Annotated in this window: 14 protein-coding genes, 1 pseudogene and 1 riboswitch; of the genes and pseudogenes, 8 read left to right on the top strand and 7 right to left on the bottom strand. The window is 54.9% G+C overall.

Features of this window, described 5'->3' with window-relative positions:
* Nucleotides 1-5 precede the first annotated feature (5 nt).
* The 4 genes from dcd to BRW62_RS02590 form a co-directional block, all read right to left on the bottom strand.
* Nucleotides 6-587 (bottom strand): dCTP deaminase, encoded by a 582-nt coding sequence (dcd, locus tag BRW62_RS02575; RefSeq protein ID WP_099798158.1) that lies wholly within the window; start codon nucleotides 585-587, stop codon nucleotides 6-8.
* A complete protein-coding gene (locus BRW62_RS02580; protein ID WP_099798159.1) occupies nucleotides 574-2,460 on the bottom strand; it encodes a TonB-dependent receptor in 1,887 nt (628 codons plus the stop codon). The genes dcd and BRW62_RS02580 overlap by 14 nt, the downstream gene beginning before the upstream one ends.
* A 71-nt stretch (nucleotides 2,461-2,531) precedes the next feature.
* Nucleotides 2,532-4,145 (bottom strand): glutamine-hydrolyzing GMP synthase, encoded by a 1,614-nt coding sequence (guaA, locus tag BRW62_RS02585; protein ID WP_227517523.1) that lies wholly within the window; start codon nucleotides 4,143-4,145, stop codon nucleotides 2,532-2,534.
* A 121-nt stretch (nucleotides 4,146-4,266) separates the two neighbouring features.
* Entirely contained in the window at nucleotides 4,267-5,556 is a 1,290-nt protein-coding gene (locus tag BRW62_RS02590) for an RNA-guided endonuclease InsQ/TnpB family protein (RefSeq protein WP_099798160.1), read from the bottom strand.
* A gap of 85 nt (nucleotides 5,557-5,641) precedes the next feature.
* Between BRW62_RS02590 and BRW62_RS02595 the strand changes: the two are divergent.
* From BRW62_RS02595 to BRW62_RS02625, 8 genes and pseudogenes are all read left to right on the top strand, one after another.
* Nucleotides 5,642-5,803, top strand: a pseudogene (locus BRW62_RS02595) (IS200/IS605 family transposase); the annotation flags it as partial.
* 384 nt (nucleotides 5,804-6,187) lie between these two features.
* Nucleotides 6,188-6,697 carry an LCP family protein gene (locus BRW62_RS14565; RefSeq protein WP_250644951.1) on the top strand — a complete coding sequence of 170 codons (510 nt, stop codon included), beginning with the start codon at nucleotides 6,188-6,190 and terminating at the stop codon, nucleotides 6,695-6,697.
* An 11-nt stretch (nucleotides 6,698-6,708) separates the two neighbouring features.
* The gene (locus BRW62_RS14570) at nucleotides 6,709-7,560 is read left to right on the top strand and encodes an LCP family protein (RefSeq protein ID WP_250644952.1); all 852 of its coding nucleotides are present in this window, start codon (nucleotides 6,709-6,711) and stop codon (nucleotides 7,558-7,560) included.
* Nucleotides 7,561-7,597: 37 nt separating this feature from the next.
* A riboswitch (cobalamin riboswitch) is annotated at nucleotides 7,598-7,744 on the top strand.
* 16 nt (nucleotides 7,745-7,760) lie between these two features.
* Nucleotides 7,761-8,534: an energy-coupling factor ABC transporter permease gene (locus tag BRW62_RS02605; RefSeq protein WP_227517524.1), complete on the top strand. Its 774-nt coding sequence runs from the start codon at nucleotides 7,761-7,763 to the stop codon at nucleotides 8,532-8,534.
* Nucleotides 8,527-8,835 (top strand): energy-coupling factor ABC transporter substrate-binding protein, encoded by a 309-nt coding sequence (locus BRW62_RS02610; protein WP_099798161.1) that lies wholly within the window; start codon nucleotides 8,527-8,529, stop codon nucleotides 8,833-8,835. The genes BRW62_RS02605 and BRW62_RS02610 overlap by 8 nt, the downstream gene beginning before the upstream one ends.
* A 14-nt stretch (nucleotides 8,836-8,849) precedes the next feature.
* Nucleotides 8,850-9,515 carry a cobalt ECF transporter T component CbiQ gene (gene cbiQ / locus BRW62_RS02615; RefSeq protein ID WP_198406122.1) on the top strand — a complete coding sequence of 222 codons (666 nt, stop codon included), beginning with the start codon at nucleotides 8,850-8,852 and terminating at the stop codon, nucleotides 9,513-9,515.
* A gap of 129 nt (nucleotides 9,516-9,644) precedes the next feature.
* Nucleotides 9,645-10,505, top strand: coding sequence for an energy-coupling factor ABC transporter ATP-binding protein (locus BRW62_RS02620; protein ID WP_099798162.1), 861 nt, complete (start codon nucleotides 9,645-9,647; stop codon nucleotides 10,503-10,505).
* A gap of 127 nt (nucleotides 10,506-10,632) precedes the next feature.
* Complete coding sequence (locus BRW62_RS02625) at nucleotides 10,633-10,995, top strand: response regulator transcription factor (RefSeq protein WP_099798163.1); 363 nt, start codon at nucleotides 10,633-10,635, stop codon at nucleotides 10,993-10,995.
* Here the strand turns inward: BRW62_RS02625 and BRW62_RS02630 are convergent.
* The 3 genes from BRW62_RS02630 to BRW62_RS02640 form a co-directional block, all read right to left on the bottom strand.
* Nucleotides 10,976-12,397, bottom strand: coding sequence for a DUF697 domain-containing protein (locus BRW62_RS02630; protein WP_099798164.1), 1,422 nt, complete (start codon nucleotides 12,395-12,397; stop codon nucleotides 10,976-10,978). The two genes, BRW62_RS02625 and BRW62_RS02630, sit on opposite strands and share 20 nt — an antisense overlap.
* 93 nt (nucleotides 12,398-12,490) lie before the next feature.
* On the bottom strand, nucleotides 12,491-15,508 hold the full coding sequence (locus tag BRW62_RS02635) for an AAA family ATPase (protein ID WP_099799804.1): 3,018 nt from the start codon (nucleotides 15,506-15,508) through the stop codon (nucleotides 12,491-12,493).
* Between the two features lie 649 nt (nucleotides 15,509-16,157).
* On the bottom strand, nucleotides 16,158-18,146 hold the full coding sequence (locus BRW62_RS02640; RefSeq protein ID WP_099798165.1) for a CHASE2 domain-containing protein: 1,989 nt from the start codon (nucleotides 18,144-18,146) through the stop codon (nucleotides 16,158-16,160).
* Between the last annotated feature and the right edge of the window lie 48 nt (nucleotides 18,147-18,194).

The raw sequence follows: 18,194 nt of genomic DNA on the forward strand, positions 1-18,194 counted from the left end.
ATCAGTTAAACTCGCGCCAACGTCACCGCCTCCGGCTGATCTTGATACTTGCCCTGCCGGGTTTCATAGCTAACATCGCAGGGTTCACCTTCAAAAAACAGCAGCTGTACTACCCCCTCATTGGCATAGATGCGGCAATCGGCACTTGAGGAGTTAGAGAATTCCAGCGTTAAGTGACCTCGCCAAGCGGCTTCAGCGGGGGTGAGGTTGGCAATAATCCCTGCCCGGGCATAGGAGCTTTTGCCAATGCAGAGCACCGTTACATTTTCAGGCACCTGCAACCGCTCTAGGGCAACCCCTAACCCGTAGGAGTGAGCCGGCAGAATAAAAAATTGACCGCTGTTGTCGCTGTGTAATGGGGCTGACTCTAGGTTGGCAGGATTAAAGTTCTTTGGGTCAACGACCGTACCGGGGACATGGCGGAAAATACGGAATTCCTTGGGGCTGAGGCGAATATCGTACCCGTAGGACGACAAGCCAAAGCTAATCACCGGCTGATCGGCCAGCCGCCGCACCAGTTGACCCTCAAAGGGCTGGATCATCCCCTGAGCTGCCATTGTGCGAATCCAGATGTCATTCTTGATCATTGCGCCGACTTGAACCTCCAAATAACCAATGCAGGTTGACCCCCACGCCGGGCGAGCCTTGCCCCACTAAACCGCCACTGGGGATACTCGTTCCCGCCGCATTACTGCCGTAGAGATCAATGCCTAACCCCCACTGCGGGATCACGTAGCGCAACCCAGCACTAAATACACCAGTTTCGCCAAACACAGGGGTCGCCTCGGCAATCAGCTGGACGTTGCGGACAACTTCTACATTGACCCCCATCCCGATCCCTGCGACTAACTGCTGATTGGGGTTAAAAAGCCCCAACTTTGGGTTGAAGTACAGGGCAACGGGTTCAGTGGGCTGAAACATAAAGGCTAGCTCTAAGCCACCGATGGAGCGGCTGCTGCCACCGCCTTGGGCAATGCCTCGGTTAAAGGAACCTTGAAAGGCCAAGGAAAAGGGATCCCCTTGGGTTTGGTCGAGAAACCGTAGCTTGGCGGCCAACCCCAGTTGCAGGTTGCCGCTGTAATTGAGGTTTTCAATGAGGGTTTCACCGCGTTCAAATTGCTCAATCGCCACGGCAAACTGGGCATCGTAGGCTAACCCAAACCCAACGTTAACGCCTGTGCCCACGGTGCCTGTATTCCCTTTGAAGCGGAACATCCCGGGATCGAGGGTGCTCGCGGAGGTAAGGGTAATGCCATCTAGAATCAGTTGGCGATCGCGATCGCTCAGCGGCTGCCGTGGCCCACGACGAAAACTCGCAAGGAAGGGGGGGGCAAAATCAGGCCCAATATTAGGGGTGTAGCTCAACCCTGCCATCACCCCCACTTGATCTGCCCCTGGTAAAAAGGCCAAGGTGCGGGTTGCTGGCGTTATGCCAAAAGCATTGGTGGCCGCAAGATCAAGACTAACCGACGGGTTAACCAAGATGCGGAACCCCGCGCTCCACACCGGCAAGTTAACAATGGCACCGTTACTACTGCGCACGGCATTCCCCCCCGGCCCCACCGGCATATTCAGGTCAGCAAAGAGGTTAAAGCGGGGATGGGGTTGCCAACTCAGCCCCGTCCCGAAGTTGAAATTCGTACCGTAGAAGTCAGCACCGTTGTTAATTGTGTCGGGAAAATAGGTGAGATTGGGGGTAAAGTGCCACTGCAATTGAGGGTTAAGGGTATAGGTGATCGGGGCTTGGAGGGAGGCTGCCACCGTCCATGTGCTCACAACGTCTGCCCCAGGGACAAAGAGGAAATTGTCAGACCGCACTCGCACTGCTTCAACAGAGCCAGCAAGGGCAACGGCCACAGTGTCATTGCGATAAACCTGATACTTGAGTCCGCCAGCAATGGCGCCGAACTGGACATCGGGTTGTAGTCCATTGACAAGGCGGCCTAGGGGGTCATCAAAATAATTGCCGCTAATACTCAGTTGTAAGCGGTCATTAAACGCATAGTCTATGGAGCCAAAAAAGGTTTGCAGACCACCGCCGCCCCCAGCAACCTTTGGATCGTAATTTCGAATCCCACCCCGCAGTTCTGCCGTCTGCTCCAAGAGAATATTGGCGGTTTCTAAGTTAAAGAGCCGCGTGGGGGGGCGCATCAAGGGAGGAATCCGGAAGGCAGGCTCTTCGACAACGACTAGGGCTGGTGTGGGTTCCTCGGCAACGGGGGGCAAGATAGGTTGGGCTAGCTCTTCAGGAGTTGGCTGCTGCCATGTCCGCTCTGTCGCAGGCGGAGGGGTAGTCTGCCATTGAGGGACGGTGGCTGGGGTAGGCGCAACCTCAAAGGTCGGACTGGTGCTAGGAGCCGCTTCAATCTGCCATTGTGGCGCATTTGGCTGTGCCACGGCGGCAACGGGCACTAAGAAAGCTGTACCAAGGCCGATCGCCAGTGTCCATTTACGACTCATGGAACGTTACTCACACCACCATCTTTCCCAGTTAAACCGATCGCCCTCTACTCTGGCAATGTTCAGGGGCATTATTCCCATTCAATAGTGCCCGGTGGCTTTGATGTAATGTCGTAAACAACGCGATTGACCCCCGGTACTTCGTTAACAATGCGGTTAGAAATGCGCTCTAGTAGATCGTAGGGGGTGCGCGCCCAATCGGCGGTCATGCCATCTTCGCTGGAGACAAACCGCAGCACAATCGGGTAGGCATAGGTGCGCTGATCTCCCATCACGCCAACGGTGCGAATGGGCAAGAGCACGGCAAAGGCTTGCCAAAAGTCATGGTACATCTGGGCGCGGTTCACTTCTTGGCGCACGATCAGGTCAGCATCCCGCAAAATGTCCAAGCGTTCCGGCGTGACTTCTCCCAGAATGCGAATGGCGAGGCCAGGCCCTGGGAAGGGATGTCGCCGCACAATTTCGTCCGGTAAGCCTAGGGAGCGACCCACTTGGCGCACTTCGTCTTTGAAGAGTTTGCGCAACGGCTCCACCAGCTTAAATCGCAGATTTTCGGGCAGGCCACCGACATTATGATGACTCTTAATTTTAACGGCTACCCGCTCGCCAGTTTGGGGATCAATATTGGTGTTGGCAGACTCAATAACATCGGGGTAAAGCGTTCCTTGAGCCAAGTAATCAAAGGGACCTAGGCGTCGGGATTCTTCTTCAAAGACGCGGATAAACTCATGGCCAATGCGTTTGCGCTTTTCCTCGGGGTCGGTGACACCCCGTAGCTGTGCCAAGAAGCGATCGCGGGCATTCACGTACTCTACCTTGATATGAAACTGCTCCTGAAAGAGTTTTAGGAGCCGCTCCGGTTCCCCTTTGCGCATGAAGCCTTGGTCAATAAACATACAGGTGAGTTGATCACCAATGGCACGGTGCAACAAAAAGGCCAAGGTAGAGGAATCAACACCGCCGGAGAGTGCCAGCAACACCCGTTTGTCGCCTACTTTAGCGCGCACTTCACGGATCGCTTCTTCCACAAATGCTGCGGTGGTCCAGGTGGGTTCGCAGTCGCAGATGTGATAGACAAAGTTGCGAATTAGGGCAATGCCCCCGATGGAATGCACCACCTCAGGATGAAACTGCACCCCGTAAAGCTTGCGCTCTGGGTGGGCGATCGCCGCCATGGGAGTATTCTGGGTGTGGGCCAACCGGCGGAAGCCCGGCGGCAATTTAGAGACACTATCGCCGTGGCTCATCCACATGATGGTGTCTTGCTCAACATTAGTCAGCAGATCGGTGGGGTCATCGATGCTTAATGCTGCTTTACCGTACTCGCCCGCCGTTGCTCGCTCGACAGTGCCTCCCAACTGCTGCACCATCAACTGCATCCCGTAGCACACCCCCAAAATGGGAATCCCTAGCTCCCAAATAGCGGGGTCACACTGCGGCGCGTGGTCATCGTAAACCGAGTTTGGCCCCCCAGAAAGGATAATCCCCTTCGGGGCAAGCTGTGCCAGCTGATCCGCACTGGTGCGATAGGAGATGACCTCAGAGTAAACGTGGGTTTCCCGAATCCGCCGCGCAATGAGTTCCGAGTATTGAGAGCCAAAGTCAAGGATGACAATGAGTTGTCGTTGCAGATCCTGCTCCTCGGCTGGGGGGGTGGCAAGGGGGGAAGTAGCGGGCTGAGTCAATGTAACAATCCTTAAAATCCCATCAACGCCTAGATGCGTCTCTCTACTAATACAAATCTTAGCGGATTGTCCGATACTTGACTTCTCTCCTCCTTGAAAGAGAGGGGATTCCCAAAGGATGCTACGCAACGGGCTGAAGCCGCGTTGCTTCGCTTTTCCCTTGAGCTGTCACCCACAACTTAATACGGGTGGGGGCAGTCAAAGACCCCCTACCAACTCCGCTCAGACTCAATCCAAGCATCGTCGCTACTTTACGCAGGATGTTGGCAGCGCCATTACAATCCGCGTTGATGTACCAATTCTGAGCAGTCCTGAACAAGCCTCGCTTCGTCCGCTTCCCCGATGACTTCCAGCTATCAGGTTTTTCACCGAATGTCGGCAAAAAGTCACCATCCACAAACGATGCTTGAGAGGTATACGACTCCTCAGTTTCAACAAACTCTATCCCGTACTGCTCCGCTAATTGAGCAATCCGCTCTTTCAGTCTCGCAGTTGGGATCTGCACAAACTTCTGATTGGTCTTCTTGCCTAGGTTGGAACCGTCCTTTTGCTGCTGGTTCCAGCCAAATACAATCCGACCAATCCGGTTACGGGTGCAATGGTCAATCACAATCCTAGCCGCTTTGTTCACTGCATCACGTATCTGCCGATTGCGCTTCTCAGTGAGTTGTGCCAGTCGCTTTGACCAAAAGCCTTGAGGCTTACCTTCTTTCAGCTTGGCAATTTGCTTGTTGTACCAGCGGTTCAATGATTTCAGGTGCAGTCCATCCACAATGAAGCTGGTTCCCACATTGCTGACGCAGGTGAGCCAGTTGTTTAATCCCGAATCGATGCCCAGCACCCGCATCGGGTCTACATCAATCTGAACGGGGTTCAGACGATAGACAAACTCAGCGTAGAAACACCCATTGCGCGGCAGAATCCGCAGTTCCTTGATGTCCTCAAATTTGAGATTGGAGGGCATGGGGACAGTGAACGAATCAATCTGAAACCACACTTTCACTAACTGCCCCAGCGGAACCCGGATCATCCCATCAACCAACTTCAGCGCTTGTTTGGGATAGCTGACTACTGCCAACCCTCCCTTCTTGCGGTAATTTGGCATCCTGGGTTTCTCTGCCAGTTCTCCACCTCGCCACAGTTTCAACAATGCTCGGTAGGACTTAAACGACTCGTAGACCGAAATCAAGGTTTGCTGTGCAGCTTGGGAGTAAAGAGCTTGGAAGTGCTTACTGGTCTTGTATTCGTAACTCAGGCTATGCTTGCCAATCCACTGCCCGGTCTTAAAGTGCAGTTGACGAGCATAGTAGATGCCCTGATTGGTTAGCTTGTTTGCCTCAGAGCAGACAAATTCCATCACCCCCTTAAGTTCGTTATTGGGGTTGAGCAAAACTTGCTGACATCCAAACATGGTGAGTTTATGCAACAATTGTCTACAGCGTAGCACAGATAGACAAACAGGTGAACTATGGACTACCAGAAAAGCCGCAGTGCATCGAATTAAGGGGCGAACTGCACAGTTCCTCAGACAGGAATTCCCTAATCCATTAATGAAACTGCCGTCCATGTGGACATCCAGTTACTTTGTCTCAACGGCTGGCAATGTTAGCAGCGAAACAATTCAGCGCTACATTGAAGCTCAGGGCAAGAGTAATTGACCTTACTAGGGGCTAAAGCCCCCTGAGTTGGCTGTATCCCCTCGCTAAAGCGGAGGGGTTTTAGCCCGCCCACATCACTCCTATAATCGTGGCAGATAGTGGCAGGGGGTACCAGCGGGGCGATCGCGTTACCGTTTTACGCCTAGTTTTAGTGGTCTTCAAAACTGATTAGGCGGCAGCATAATAACGAACTAAACGATGGCGATCGCTCTCCGTTACTTGGGAGTTGTCCTCAGAAATCAGGGCGGCTGCGGGGCTAACTTGCGGAACCCATTCCTTTTTGCGGACTACTTAAGTACCTAAGTATAAATACTGGATTTGTGATCCATCCCGTACACTAGAAACATCAATTGAGTCCACCAGTCCTAGGGACTGTCGCAGGTTGTGGGAGTTAACGTTGTGGCACGAGGCGTTAAACAGGTCAAGCGAGTGAATCCGGCTCCGGCGGCTCGAGGGGCAAAGGCAGTGGCGCTGCACACTAAGGCGCGATCGCGGCGATCGCCATGGCGAGTGTTGGGTTGGATAGCGGCCTTTGGTACAGTGTCTTTAATTTCGGCCTTTGCGGGAATGAGTGTTGTCTTACTGTCGCCTTTTCAAGCAGAGCAGGGGGGCGATGCGAAGACCTCTTTTTTTGAGGTGATGGCTCGCAGCTTGCAAGGGAAGATGAGTCGGCCTATCAATTTATTGGTGCTAGGGGTTGACAAGGTTTTGGGGGCACCGGAAGGCTCGCCAGAAAGTTTCCGTGGCCGCACCGATACTATTTTGCTGGCGCGGTTTAACCCTGATGACAACACCATCACAGTGTTGAGTATTCCTCGGGACAGTCGCGTTGACATTCCGGGCTATGGGGTTGATAAAATCAATGCGGCCAATGTCTATGGTGATGTCCCCTAGTTGCCAAGGTGGTGAGTCAAACCCTGAACTACACTCCGGTTGATCGCTACATTCGCATTGGCCCGGGAGCGTTTCGTGCCCTTGTGGATTTGGTGGGGGGCGTAGAGGTCAATGTTCCCAAGCGGATGTATTACAGTGATCACACCCAAAAACTCTACATTGATCTCTACCCTGGATTACAAACCCTCAACGGTGAGCAGGCTGAGGGCTTTGTACGGTTTCGCTACGATGACCTCGGTGACATTGGCCGGGCACAACGCCAGCAAATGTTGATCAAGGCGCTGCAAACGAAACTAGCGAATCCAGTCATGTTGACGCGGCTCCCCCAACTCCACGAGGTTCTCCAGAAACACGTAGATACCGATTTGACCTTTGGCGAACTGATGGCGATCGCCCAATTTAGCCTGCGCACGGATCCTGAGAATCTGCGCATGATTCTGTTGCCCGGGCGCTTTAGTGGTGATGGGTACGATGCCAGCTACTGGCTCCTTGACTACGACGGGATCGATCGCATCGTTGAGACTTACTTTGCAGCGCGATCGCGCTCAGTGTCAGCCAGCCCCACTTGGAGTGAAAGTGGTTCGGTACGCATCGGGTTACAAAATGCCTCGGGAAGTCCCGATGCGGCTCAAGATATGGCGGACTTTCTATACCATCATGGCTACAGCAATGTCATCATTAGCGATGACTGGCACCAAGAAGCCGCCGCAACCGAAGTCTTGGCGCAGCAAGGAGATTTGGGTGCAGCTCAAATGGTGCGCTCTGTATTGGGGGTTGGGCGGGTGTCGGCCAACTCAACTGGGGTGATTTCGTCGGATGTAACGGTGCGCATTGGCCGCGATTGGGTTGACATCCTGCATTGAGGCGCAAACGCTTCCAAGGGTAACCGAGCAGTCCTGACCTATAATAGCGCTAATCGGTTTCTGTGGGGAGCAGCCACAGAACGCAAGGGGGAAAGTCCGGTGCAAGTCCGGCGCTGTCCCGCAACTGTGATGACGGTTTTTGGCCGCTCTGAGTCAGGATGCCCGCCGAGGATTGTTGCATATCTGCGAGGTACAGATGAATGAAAGTCAGGCAATGGAAGCGGCTCCCTCTGCTGGGGGCGATCGCCCTGCTGGTGATGTATATGGTGATTGCCAGCCCGAGGGCGGCAGTGGCAATGCACATCAGTGAAGGGTTTTTACCCGTTGGCTGGGCGCTGGGCTGGTGGTTAGGGTTCTTGCCATTTTTGGGATGGGGACTCTGGTCACTGCGGCAACAGGTGAAGACACAGCCCGAGTCCACCCTACTACTCGCATTGGCGGGTGCCTATGCATTTGTTTTATCGTCGTTAAAACTTCCCTCGGTCACCGGTAGCTCGTCCCACCCGACGGGAATTGCCCTAGGAACGGTTCTTTTTCGGCCACCCATCATGACGGTGTTGGCCACCTTGGTCTTACTGTTTCAGGCGTTGCTCATTGCCCACGGTGGCTTGACCACCTTGGGTGCCAATGGCTTTTCCATGGCAGTGGTCGGGCCATGGGTGGCATGGGGCTGCTATAACGGCATCTTGCGTCTGACCGGAAAGCCGGCGATCGCCCTGTTTACTGCTGCGTTTGCGGCTAATGTCATTACCTATGCCCTCACCGCGTGGCAGTTAGCCCTAGCCTTTCCCGATAGTGTTGGCGGGGTGGCAGCCGCATTTGGCAAATTTGCCGCCGTGTTTGCCATCACCCAAATTCCCCTTGCCATTAGTGAGGGGCTATTGACGGTTTTAGTCTGGAACTGGCTCACCACTTACTGCGCAGCAGAATTACGCACCCTTAATCTGTTACAGGAGCGTGGTCACCATGGTTAACTCGAAAGCGAAGCAGGTTTGGCTGCTGCTTGGTGCCGTTGTGCTCCTTGGGGCAGCACCGCTGCTGTTTGTTAACGCCGAGTTTGAAGGTGCCGACGCCCAAGCGGAAGACCTCATTACCGACATTGCACCCGATTATACCCCTTGGGCTACGCCGGTGTTTGAACCCCAGAGTGCGGAGGTTGAGTCACTATTCTTTGCCCTGCAAGCCAGTCTGGGGGCGGGGGTGATTGGCTTTGTGGTGGGGCAATACACCGAGCGCCACCGCCAAAAACGTCTTCAAATTCGCCGGGAGAAGTAACGGTAGCGTGCTGCATGCACCATCACCTTGACTCCTACGCCTACCGGAATGGGCTACGGCACATACCGCCCGAGCAGAAGCTCCTTTTTGCGATCGCCCTGCTCCTGTTTACGTTTTTTGCCCATCCTCTCAGTCAAGGGCTGTTGTGGCTCTGGCTCAGTGTCTGGGTTGTTGGCTATGCTCGCATCCCGTGGCGGGTTTATGCTGCGGTGCTCGGGGCGATCGCCCTATTTTGGGTGTTGAGCCTGCCCAGCCTGTTAGTGCAGGTGGCACCCACAAGCTTAGTGACGACAACAACAGAGCCACTGCTGGGGCGCCTCAGTGTTGGTGGATGGTCGGTCTTTATTCCGCAGGCACAGGTCACTCAAGCCCTTGGGGTGGGGCTGCGCACCTTGGTGGCCAGTAGCTGTTTGGTCTTTATCCTTTTCACGACCCCCTTTCCAGAACTGCTAGGGGTACTTGAGCGGCGCTCAGTCCCCTCCTTTCTGCTGGATATTTTGATGCTCATGTATCGCTATATTTTTATTCTGCTGGACACAGCCGTCAGCCTCCAGCTCGCACAGCGGGCACGGGGGGGTATCAACGGCGATCGCGCTGGCTCTATAGCCTCAGCCTGTTGGCAGCACAACTGTTTCGGCAGTCCTTACAGCGCTACCAAGGCACAAACCTTGCACTCCTGAGTCGCGGGTTTACGGGACAGTTTCGGGTGTGGCGATCGCCGCCCTACGCATACTCCCAGCGGTATGCTGTGGAAGCAGGACTTGGCGGTGGCCTGCTGCTGCTAGTCAATCGTATCCTTGGTTGAGACTATGTCTGTACCGCTGCTGGAGTTTCGCCACGTTTGGTTTCGCTACCCCAACACCCTAACACCGGTGTTGCAAGACTGCTCGGTGGCGCTTGGTGCTGGTCGGAAAACCGCCCTACTGGGTCTGAATGGCTCTGGCAAATCCACCCTCTTTTACGTGGCGGCAGGACTCTACCGCTGCGATCGCGGTGAGGTGTACTGGCAAGGACAGCGACTCGTGCATCAACCCGCAGCATTGCGGCAATGGCGGCAGCGAGTGGGGCTAGGGTTTCAAGACCCAGAGCAACAATTGGTGGCCGCCACCGTGGCGGAGGATATTTCCTACGGTTTGTGCAATTTAGACCTACCCACCCCTGAAATTGAAGCCCGCCTTGAGCAAACCCTGCGGGAATTTGAGCTACTGGAGTTAGCTGATTGTCCGCTGCACCACCTGAGCTTGGGACAAAAGCGCCGCGTCGCACTGGCGGGGGTGATGGCCTTAGCCCCCCCCCTGCTCCTCCTTGACGAACCAACGACCTATTTAGATCACACCCAAACGGAGCACCTTAGGGCGGTGCTGGATCGCATCCATGCCGCTGGCACCACCATCGTGATTGCAACCCACGACCTTGACTTTGCCTACTGCTGGGCCGATTGGATTATTATTCTTGCCGACGGCCACGTTGTTGTCAGCGATTGCTCCGATGTGGTCTTTGATCAATGGCAGACGCAGGCTAGCAGCCAATGCCTTGGCATCCCCACCCTCTTAAACCTCTGGTTGAGCCTCCCTCCCTCGTGGCGCCGCCAGCGCCAGCCCCCTCGCACCGTTGCTGAGTTTAGCCACGCCCTAGGGGATCTGTTTCGTGACCTCTTGGGTCACCGGTAGTGTCTGCCGCCAATTTTTGCAAACAGGGTAAGAAATGATAGGCTATACCATGGGCAATATTATAATGTACGCTCCACCTCATCCATAATCACAGTATCGTTTCTTAGCGGTATCAGGCAGAACTTTTATGGCCACAGTCATGGTTGTTGATGACAGTCCTACCCTCCGGGCAATGATTGTCGAAATTATGAAGGAACAACGCTACGAGGTTATTGAAGCTGAGGACGGCCTAGAAGCTCAAGAAAAAATCAAAGCGCAATGCCCGGATCTCATCATTCTCGACGTGGTCATGCCCCGCATGAATGGTTATGAACTGTGCCGTTGGGTGAAGGGGGAGCCAGCCTCGCAGAATGTGCCAGTGATTATGTGCACGACGAAAAGCGAAGACTTTGATATTCACTGGGGAAAAAAGCAAGGGGTCGATGCCTACATTACCAAGCCCTTTGACCCCGCTCAACTCATTGCAACGGTCAAAAAGCTTCTTCCCTAGCTGGCGGGCGCAGTTGGCTCTGAATTTCGCTTTTGAGACGGCTCAGGAGATGCCGTTGATCGAGTTGGCCTAAAATTTTCTGGACGACGGTTTTCGGCCCTGCCCCTCCCCAACCAGCGCCATTGGCAAAATAGGTTTTCGCCACTTGCCCCATCGTATAGGATGAGACCCCGGCAATACTGGCTTGAGTGATGGCCACCGCAAGGTAAGGCCCTAGGGCAAGCCCACCGCTGACGGGCGCCGCTAGCCCCAATGTCCCCTTAAGAGCACTGAGGCCAAGGTTGGCCGCAAAATCCCCCAAACTAATGCCGCCCATGGCCAACGCAATGGTTTGCAGCAGGTCTTTGGCACCCGCCTCTGTCATCTCAATGTCGTAGAGGCGTGAGAGCAGTTGAATGGTTGTTACGTCAATGACGGCACTGCTGACCATATCTAGCACCGTCACCGGATTGAGGGCGATCGCCAAGGACTTGGCCACTGCCCCTTTCCAAATGAGTTGGTTAGCCTCCTGCTCCCGCAGTGTGAGTTTATAGTGTGCTAACTCCTGACTGACTTGGTTGGCAAATAGCATCGAGTTTAGGGCAATCAGCGCCTTACCTTCGCGCGCCAACACCTCCAAAATTTTCACTTTCAGAGGCTCAATCTGGGGTGCGCCCACCGTCATGGTCACCTGCACCCGGCCTTGGGCATCCTGCTGCACGTGGGGCACTAGGGGCGCCGCCGCCACCATTACAATTTCCTCAGGTGAGAGGAGTGCTTTAACTCGCTCATCGCGAAGTTTGGCATAGATAGCTTGGCGATCAACCTCTGGATACTGATCCACCTTGTTAAACACCAACAGCATGGGCTTACTGGCGGCGCGCAATTGACTGAGGCTCTCGTACTCCAGCCGCGTCAGGTCTCCGGCCACCACAAAGAGGATCAAATCCGCCTGTTGTGCCACCTGCCGAGCTAGCGCTTCCCGTTCGGCACCGTTGACCTCATCCAGCCCGGGGGTGTCAATGAGGCGAATGGGCGATCGCCTGTGTCCTTCAGGGTCAGACACCTGCCACAGTGCTGCTGCCTGCTGTCGGGTCACGCCGTGGATGGGGCCTGTAGCAAAGACCGGCTCTCCCAGCAGGGCATTGAGAAGCGATGATTTACCGCGCCCCACCAAGCCAAAGACAGCAATGTGCACCACACCGTAGTGGAGTTTGTCCAGCATATCTTCTAACTGGGCGATCGCTCCGGCAAGGGGTGAGGTTTCACCGGCAGTGGCGCTACAATCCGCCAGCAGTTGTTCTAAGGCCGTTTTTGCTGCCTCGTAGGTGAGGTCATGTTGATAGTTATTTAGGTCATCAAGCACCGCTTGCAGGTCGTGGAGGAGGTCAGGTGTGGCAGCGACAGGGTGCGATCGCGTCATGGCAGCAGGAGCACCGGTATTTTATGCCTTTTATTGTATCGGCATTGTATCTGCTAGGGGTCTTTGCTGCTGCCGCTTTGCCATCCGGGATGCCTAGGCAATAACGCTGATCTGAGATCCTTGATCGCCTTTGGTCACTTCAATGCGGGTTTGAAAGGCTTCCTTGAGGGCGGGCACGTGGGTAATGGCCAAAATACACTGAAACTCAGGGGCGATCGCGTTGAGGGCAGCAATGAGGCGTTCGCAGCCTTGGGCATCTTGGGTGCCGAAGCCCTCATCAATAATTAAAAACTGGACATCACTACCGGAGCGTTGTGCTAACAGGCGTGCTAAGGCCAGTCGTAGGGCAAAGTTGATCCGAAACGCTTCACCGCCGGAATAGCTTTCGTAGGGGCGGGTGCCTTGGCAGTCGGCGATCAGAATATCAAGGGTTTCAATGGGTTTACGGTCACCACTGCCCCGCTGACGACTGCGCTGAGTAATAAACTGGATATGCAGCTGGTGGTTGCTGAGCCGCCCCAAGATGGCATTGGTTTCCGCCTCAAGGTGGGGCAGCACCGTTTCAATGAGCATGGCTGGAATGCCATTTTTCCCCATGCCCTGAGCCAGTTCACTGTACACACGGAAGTGGTGGCGCAGTTGCTCAAGGTGCTGCTGACCCTGCTGGTGTTCCTTGGCCAGCCGCGTCAGTTGTTCTAGCTCAGCTGTTAGTTTACCGTGAGCGGCCAAATCCGCTTCCAAGTGGTGCTGCTGCTGGGTAAGCTGCTGTTGGAGGTGCTCAAGGGTGGCGGCTTGGGCAGCCATGGCGGTGCAGGATTGCGCTAGCTGTTGCAGTTGGTGCTGAATACTGTCTCGTTGGGCTCTTTGCAGGGCAAGGGTTTGCTCTAGTTCCTGTTGTTTTTGGTCGAGTTCGGGCAGTCGCGATCGCCCCCGCTGTAGTTCCTGATAGGCCTCTAGCTGGGGTTGCAATGTCCTTAAGGCGGCTTGTAGCTCAGCATGCGCCTTGGGATCATAGGCGAGGGCGGCAAGTTGCTCATCGAGGGCGCGCAGGGCGATCGCCGCCTCTGAGTCGTGCAGAAGGGTTGCCAACTCTTGCTGTAGCTGTTGCTGCTGAGCTTCTAGGGGAGGGAGTTGCTGCTGAAGTTGACGATACTGCCGTTTGGCGTGACGCAGTTCCTGCTGTTTAGCGTCAGCCCAGCGCCATTGTTCCACCTGCGCGCGGGCGATCGCCACATTTTTCTCGTCGTAGTTCAGGCTGGCCAAGTGCGCCTCAATCTCCTCTAGTTCCCTTAGGCTCTCCTGCCCCCATGTCTTTGTTTGCAGGAGCGCATCGAGTTCCTCCAGTTCCGTGGCTAGGGCAGTGAGTTGCGAGCCAAGATCAGTGGTGGACTGTATCTGCTGTTGGAGGTACCCCCGCTGCTCAAATAACTGCGTGAGTTCTGAGACTTCATACCCCACCGCCAGATACTCGCGGCGCAAGACTTGAATTTCCCGCTCGGAGACCGCTAGCTGCTCACGAATAACCCACACTTGATTGAGCAGGTCTTCTTTTTCGGCGGTATTGCGGCGTAGCACCTGCTGATAGTGCTCCTCGTCAAGGGGTTGCTGACAGAGCGGACAGACGGCTCCCGGTTGGCCAAGACGGTCGAGGGACTCATCAAGGTGACCAATTTGGCGCTCGTAGTCCCGTTGGCGTGCTTGCAATTGCTCCATAAACTGACGGCGTTCAAGCCCCTTTTGCCGCAGGTGCTCCTGATAGATGCGTTTCTTTTCAAGGGTCTCAATTTGCGCCGTAATCACCGACACCGCCTGCTCAAGCTCGGGTTGGCGATTTAATTGCGCCTGTAGGTGGTGCCATCGCTGCTGGAGTTCCTCACGGCGGCTCCTGAGATGCTCATAGTGCTGTTGCCGCTGGGTCTCAAGCTGATGCTTGGCGCGCAGAAGGGGGAAGACCTGTTGTTGCAGTTCCTCTAGTTCCTGTAGCTGGGCACGAGCCTGCTGGAGCTGCTCTAGGGCACTGAGGATGTCCGGCTCCTTGGCGATGAGGGTGGCTAGGTGCTGGCTCTGTTCTTGGATCAGGTGAATTTGGGTATCCACTTTGTGCAGCCTCTGCAGTAAGTCCTGACGCTGCGCCTCTAAAATTGCCTGCTGGCGATCGCGCTCGTGGCGCAGCCGTTGGTAGTCACTAAAGCGCTGTTGTAGAGCACTCTCTTGCGCTGTGAGATTCTGCCATTGGCACGCCGCTACCTCAAGTTCCGCTGCTCGCTCCAGTAAGTTGGCGATCGCCTGCCGTTGCTGGATTAAGGCATTGCACTGTTGTTCGAGGTGCTCAATGGTGGTGGCAAGGGTATGCTGCTGCTGCACAAGATTATGGTACTCCTGCTGCCGGAGTTGTTGGGCATGGTAGGCGGCCTGCTGCTCTTGCAGAACCCGCTGCTGCTGATGCAAGTGCTGCCGCTGCTGGGCAATGCGCGCTGTTAAGTGTTGGTGTTGCACCTGAAGGTGAGCCTGCGCCGCCAATTGAGTGGCCTCAGCGCTCAGGCGTTGTTCAAGCAGGGTGATTTGTGCTTTGTACTCCCGGGCGCGATCGCGGGCAGCCTCTGCTAATGGCTCGTATTGCTCTAAGCCCAACAGCGCAGCCAATAGTTGCTTGCGCTCACTGGGACGCTTCGCCATAAATTCATCAGCACGGCCTTGACGCAGATAGGCAGAGTTAACAAAGGTTGGATAGTCAAGGCGCAGAATTTGAATAATTTTCTCTTGGGTGGCTCGCAGCGATCGCTGGGTCAGGGAACTGTAGCCTGCCGCTGTTTGTACCTGAAGCTCCAAGACAGTACCCTGTTGACGGCGGCGAACCCGCACAACGCGATAGCCTTGGCCTTGCACCGTAAACTCAAAATCAACGTAGGCTTCAACTTCACCGTAGTAGATGACATCATCCTCACGGCTGGCGCGACTTTGCCCCCACAGTGCCCAAGCGATGGCCTCTAATAAAGAGGATTTGCCCGCCCCATTGGCACCACAAATACAGGCAAGGTGTAACCCCCGAAAGGGGAGCATTGCCTGACGATAACTTAAAAAATTACGGAGAATTAATTGCTGCGGAATCATTTCAACATCAGCATTTCGGCCGGGAAAGTTAACCTGTTCCCTGTGAAAGACGTGGCGTGGTTCTATGTCCAAATCATATCTCAAGGGAAAGACAGGCCTTCTTTATAGGAGTGATGTGGGCGGGCTAAAACCCCTCCGCTTTAGCGAGGGGATACAGCCAACTCAGGGGGCTTTAGCCCTCTCTATGTGTTAAACTAGAGACGTGGAAAGTAGGCGTATCAACTACGCGAAGAAACATCCTAGTACGGAGAAATCCCGGCAAGTAAGTCACTACCGCTTTGGCGGCAAGCCTAAACCACTGCAAGCAATGGCAGGATGTTGAGCGTATCGAATTGGCTAGTGTTGAAAAGCGCGAAACCACGAACCGAAACATAAACGTAGTCCCAATAGCAGAAATGCTTGAGGTGAGTAGGGGGTCTTTGACTGCCCCCACCCGCATTAAGTTGTGGGTGACAGCTCAAGGGAAAAGCAAAGCAACGCGGCTTCAGCCCGTTGCGTAGCATCCTTTGGGAATCCCCTCTCTTTCAAGGAGGAGAGAAGTCAATTTGCCATAATCAGGAGTACGGGTGTATGCAACGATGGTCGGTTTTGTCCGATAGATTGAGTGTCCGTTTCCGCGCATCGCTGCAACGGACGTCAGAAGAGATGGCTACATCCCCGTGGATGAATCGCAGGGGCTTTGCAATCTCCTCTCAAACTCTCCCCTTTTCGGTAAGCTGCCGCTTTTACGTACCCCCAGTACCCGAAATACCTGAATTTTGCGCTCTTTGCCCTTGAGTTCAAGAGGCCCCCACGCTTCCGTGTCGTAGCGATCGCCTAAATAGTCAAGGGTCTCTTGGGCAACCAAAATCCGGCAGGGACTCATCTGCCGATGTTTATCTACACTTTCAAGGCGGGAGGCTGTGTTAACGCTATCGCCAATGACACCGTACTCTAGGCGGTTTTTACTGCCCAAACTACCCACAACAATCGGGCCGGTGTAAATCCCCGCCCGCATCATGACTTGGGGTAACCCCTGCGCTGCCCACCCTTGATTCAGTTGCTCTAGTAGTCGCCCTAAGGCAAGGGCACAATCTACCGCATTGCGAGCATCGGCAGCAATGCCTTCGCGCGTTGTCCGGGGAAAGGGCACCCCAAACACCGCCATGATGCCATCTCCAGTAAACTTGTTAATCACGCCATGGTAACTTTGAACCACATCCGCCACTTTTTCGAGGTAGGCGTTGAGCCAATCAAAGAGTTCCTCAGGTTCCATCCCCTCAGAAATGGTGCTGAAGCCCTTCAAGTCGGTAAACAGTAGGGTGGCAATGAGCCGTTGACCGGGTAATTTTCCGTCCTTAAGCAGCTCATCGCGGCGTTCCCACATGGCGGCAGCAATTTCGGGCGACATACTTTGCCCCAGCAGTCGCATCACCATCTGCCGTTGCCGTTGCGCTTGTTGCGCAGTGTAGGTCACCACTGTTCCGCCCGAGAGCAGCAGCGTTAAGGTGGGTGGCACGAGGGGAACCCAGCCCAACTTTAGGAACAGACCATAGCAGCTGACTAGCAAAATCGTCAGACTCAGGCCAACGGCGATCGCCAACCCCAAGGGATGTCGCACCCGCCATGCCAAGATTGCCCCCACCAGAGACCAGAACACCATCCACAGGACTTCCAGCGAATCTGGCCAGAACCAGATCATCGACCGCTGCCCCTGCCCAGCATCAATGAATTGCCCCACCATTTGGGCGTGGATAAACACCCCCGCCATCCGCTGATCATCCCGCAAGCTGGAGCTAAAGGGGGTGTAAAAGAAGTCCTTGCCACTCTCGGCAATATTGCCCACCAGCACCACGCGATCGCGAATTAACGCTGGCGCAACCCGCCCTGCCAACACATCCCCAAGGGGAACCCATGCCACCGCACGATTATCCCCGCGATAGTTGAGCATCACCTGATAGCCTGCGGTATCGGCACCGACATAGCCGCCGTCATTCGGCTGTAGCGGCGTAAACACCGTCTGCCCCAATTGCATCACATTGGGGTCAGCATCACTACCGCGCGGCTCAATTCCCTCGTCCGCAAGATAGCGCAGGGCTAAACGCAGCGAAAAGGAGTAAAGAGGATTGCCCTGATCATCCGCTAAAAACAAAAGATTGCGGCGGACAATTCCCCCCGCATCAACCGTGACATCATTAAACCCCACTTGATCCGCACTGAGCGCTGGTGGCGGCTGAATCGTCGGATGGGTATCATCCCCCACCTTTGTCACCCCAAACAGGCGATCGGAGCTTTGCCACACGCGATTGAGCGCTTGATGACCGGGTTCTACGGGAAAGTCACGATAAATATCTAAGCCAATGGCACGCGGGTTGTGCTGCAAGAGCTTTTGCAGCAGTTCCGCATAGACTTGATCCGGCAAGGAAAGGGCGCGGTAGCGTTGAATATCTGCTTCGGTGATGGCCACCACCAGTAGGCGCGGATCTGGCCCCCTAAAGGGGCGTAGCTGCATGAGCCGGTCGTAGGCCGCTAGTTCCAATGGCTGTAGCCCCCCTACGCTGCGCACGCCCACCACAACCATGCTGGCAACGGTACTGGCCATCAAGACAAGACCCAGATCAGCAAAATAGCGGCGAAAGTGGGAAAATAGGGGGGGCATCGGTCATTGTCGAAGGATATTTCCTCTATCGTAGCTAGCTGTGACTTT

This window comes from Thermostichus lividus PCC 6715 (genome assembly GCF_002754935.1).
GTDB lineage: Bacteria > Cyanobacteriota > Cyanobacteriia > Thermosynechococcales > Thermosynechococcaceae > Thermosynechococcus > Thermosynechococcus lividus.

What these genes read in the sequence shown, in the direction of transcription:
- cbiQ (WP_198406122.1), top strand. Translation starts at nt 8,850, where the DNA reads ATGCACCATCACCTTGACTCCTACGCCTACCGGAATGGGCTACGGCAC.
- dcd (WP_099798158.1), bottom strand. Translation starts at nt 587, where the DNA reads ATGATCAAGAATGACATCTGGATTCGCACAATGGCAGCTCAGGGGATG.
- BRW62_RS02610 (WP_099798161.1), top strand. Translation starts at nt 8,527, where the DNA reads ATGGTTAACTCGAAAGCGAAGCAGGTTTGGCTGCTGCTTGGTGCCGTT.
- BRW62_RS02640 (WP_099798165.1), bottom strand. Translation starts at nt 18,146, where the DNA reads ATGCCCCCCCTATTTTCCCACTTTCGCCGCTATTTTGCTGATCTGGGT.
- BRW62_RS02635 (WP_099799804.1), bottom strand. Translation starts at nt 15,508, where the DNA reads ATGATTCCGCAGCAATTAATTCTCCGTAATTTTTTAAGTTATCGTCAG.
- BRW62_RS02580 (WP_099798159.1), bottom strand. Translation starts at nt 2,460, where the DNA reads ATGAGTCGTAAATGGACACTGGCGATCGGCCTTGGTACAGCTTTCTTA.
- BRW62_RS02620 (WP_099798162.1), top strand. Translation starts at nt 9,645, where the DNA reads ATGTCTGTACCGCTGCTGGAGTTTCGCCACGTTTGGTTTCGCTACCCC.
- BRW62_RS02590 (WP_099798160.1), bottom strand. Translation starts at nt 5,556, where the DNA reads ATGTTTGGATGTCAGCAAGTTTTGCTCAACCCCAATAACGAACTTAAG.
- BRW62_RS02630 (WP_099798164.1), bottom strand. Translation starts at nt 12,397, where the DNA reads ATGACGCGATCGCACCCTGTCGCTGCCACACCTGACCTCCTCCACGAC.
- BRW62_RS02625 (WP_099798163.1), top strand. Translation starts at nt 10,633, where the DNA reads ATGGCCACAGTCATGGTTGTTGATGACAGTCCTACCCTCCGGGCAATG.
- BRW62_RS02605 (WP_227517524.1), top strand. Translation starts at nt 7,761, where the DNA reads ATGAAAGTCAGGCAATGGAAGCGGCTCCCTCTGCTGGGGGCGATCGCC.